Genomic DNA, 2571 nt, shown 5'->3' on the forward strand with positions numbered 1-2571 from the left:
GCCCTGCTGCACGGCCGTGCAGCCGCCGAGCAAGCCAGCGATACGGCACGCAAGACGTTCGAGGAGGGCGCGCTCGCGGAGTCGCTGCCGACCGTCGAGGTCGACAAAACGGCGCTTGAAACCGGCGTCGGCATCCTGTCGCTGCTGGTCACCGCCGGACTGGCGGCATCGAACGGCGAAGCGCGGCGGCATGGGCAGGGCGGTGCCGTGCGCCTGAACGACGAGCCGGTGAGCGACGAGCGCCGCCTGGTTACCCCTCAGGATTTGAGTCCGGAAAACGTCGTAAAGCTTTCTCTGGGAAAGAAAAAACACATTCTGGTACGGCCGGTTTGAGCAGAACTCGATCCATGCCGGCCGCCTCCTAGGCGTACGGTTTGATTTTCCCACAAGAATCTATCCAGACGTAAAAAGGATCATTTTGGAAAGATTCTTTGCCCGTCGGGGTCAGGAAACGCAGCTTGAAATTCACGGTGACAATTTTTGCTGCATAGCCTGACACTACGGTCCACCAATCCGGCGGGAAGAGAGGCTCACGCGGTCCGTCAAAGCGACCAATGCGACAGCAGTTTGGGTTATTCTGCATAAAATCAGAAGCGTCTTTGTAGTTGACGATCGTGACATTGGAAAAATCGGTAGACTTGTCTGCATACCTCAGAAGAGACCTTCCTCTCTCCTGAGTAAGTTCGACAAGCTTTGGAATATCCGCAACGGCAGCCGCCAAGAGCTCGTCTTCCGACAGGAACCTGCGCTGCGCAAAGCAGAAATTGGACGCGTTGAGTGACCCGCCGGCGATGACCAAGAGTGCGGCACCAGCACCCAATGCAATCAATATCCTGGCGACCATGATCCGCGCCACTCACCGATACTCAAAAATCGACCTGAATATTCCGGGCGCGATCACCGACAGCGGATTGATGTCCAGCAGCGGCTTGTTGGCATTGCCTTTGAGCCGGTAGGTGACGCCGATCAGGCCACGGTCGCGGCCATTGCCGAGCAGCGCGCCAACGATGGGCAATTCGCCGAAGATGCGATTGAGGCCATAGACCGGCATGAAGGTGCCGGTCATGTCCATGTTGTTGTTCTGGTCGTAGAGCGTGCCCTGGAACGTCGTGCCGATGCGCGGTCCACGCAGCACGCCATTGGCCAGTTTCAGATAGCCGCTGCCCTTGTCGATCTCGGCGTAACCGCGTTCGAACTTCACCCGCGACGTGTCGAGCTTGCCTTTGACCGCCTGATTGAGGCTGCGGTTGTCACCGGCCGGCGTGGTCGAGACGATGGAGGCGAGTTTCGGTTCGTTGACGACGAAAAAGTTGCTGGTGTCGACCTTGCCCCTCAGCGATCCGTCGCTCGGCCCCGCAAGCGCCAGGGTGATCGTTCCGCCTTCCATATGCTCGTAGATATTGAGGAATCTCAGGATGGCGCCGGCGTCCGCGGACTGCATGTTGAGCGCGCGCCGGCCGGCGCCGGTGGTGTTGCTGATCGATATGGCGGCGCCCGAACTTGCCGTGGCGCTGACCTTCAACCCGTTCACCCGCGAACCGGCAGCACTGTAGTCGAGCTTCAGATTGGACAATTGCTCGTCGTGGAAACCGGTCAGCCGGTCGACATCGGCGCTGACGGAAATGGCATCGGAACCGGTGGTCTTGGTAGCCGTGTCGACGTCCGAGGTGAACTGCTTGATCAGCGAGCGGGCATCGAGCGCGTTGCCCGATATCTCGACCGCATAGCCCTTGCCGGACCGCTTCACCGACACGGCAACGTCGTCGCCCCTGTTCAAGGTGACCTTGCTGAACCGCGCCGACGACAAGGCGCCATTGACCAGCACGATGCTGCCGTCGACGGAGAACGTCTTTCCGTCAAGGTCGAAATCGGACAGCGTCGTGGTGTCGCCGGACTTGGTCATGACGAAGGTGACATTGGCAGGAACCCCTGCCCCCTTGCCCCAGCCGGCCCAGGGAATGTCCAGCCTGGCGTTGGTCAGATCGGCCGAGACGTTCTGGTCGCCGCCGCCGTTCTTGTCGATCGCCACCTTCACCGTTCCGGCAAGCAGCGGCTTCAGGCCGGGCATGGCGGCGGCGCGGATCTTGTCGTCAAGCACCAGAGCCACCTTGCGGCTGCGCGCCGGCCCGTCATCCCTGAGCGGCTCGACCAGATCGAGTTCGGCCGGAATGCCGTTCAGCAATGCCTTGGCGGAGATCACCGCCTTCTCCGGATCGACCGTGATCGAACCGTCGGCATCCGTCACGATCTGGCCCTCGAAAGGCTTGGCCAAGGACATGCCGCTGTAGTCGAGCGACACCAGCCAATCGAGCTTCGAGGAGTCGACACCGGACTGCAGCGGAATATCCGCCTTGACGTGGCCGGTGACGCTGCCCGACAGGTCTTCCGGCAGGATGCCGACATGGCGCATGGCGTTGATCGGCTCGTAGGATGCGAGTTCGGCTACGGCCGACGCTTCGCCGTCGACGTCGATATCGAGCGCGCCGACGACCGGCGGGCGGTTGGCCGCCTTGACCGTCAGCGTGCCGTTGCTGGCCGCCACGGTGCGGCCGCTGGGCATGTAGACGGTGC

1 protein-coding gene and 2 pseudogenes are annotated in these 2571 nt (G+C 61.6%); 1 reads left to right on the plus strand and 2 read right to left on the minus strand.

Going from position 1 to position 2571, the window contains the following annotated elements; genetic code table 11:
• A pseudogene (locus EOC06_RS35755) lies at positions 1 to 333 on the plus strand (tyrosine--tRNA ligase); the annotation flags it as partial.
• 28 nt (positions 334 to 361) lie between these two features.
• Here the strand turns inward: EOC06_RS35755 and EOC06_RS35760 are convergent.
• Entirely contained in the window at positions 362 to 844 is a 483-nt protein-coding gene (locus EOC06_RS35760; protein ID WP_127329631.1) for a hypothetical protein, read from the minus strand.
• Positions 845 to 856: 12 nt separating this feature from the next.
• Positions 857 to 2571, minus strand: a pseudogene (locus EOC06_RS35765) (AsmA-like C-terminal region-containing protein); the annotation flags it as partial.

The sequence above is a fragment of the Mesorhizobium sp. M7A.F.Ca.MR.362.00.0.0 genome, assembly GCF_004023175.1.
In the GTDB taxonomy this organism is placed as follows: Bacteria; Pseudomonadota; Alphaproteobacteria; order Rhizobiales; family Rhizobiaceae; genus Mesorhizobium.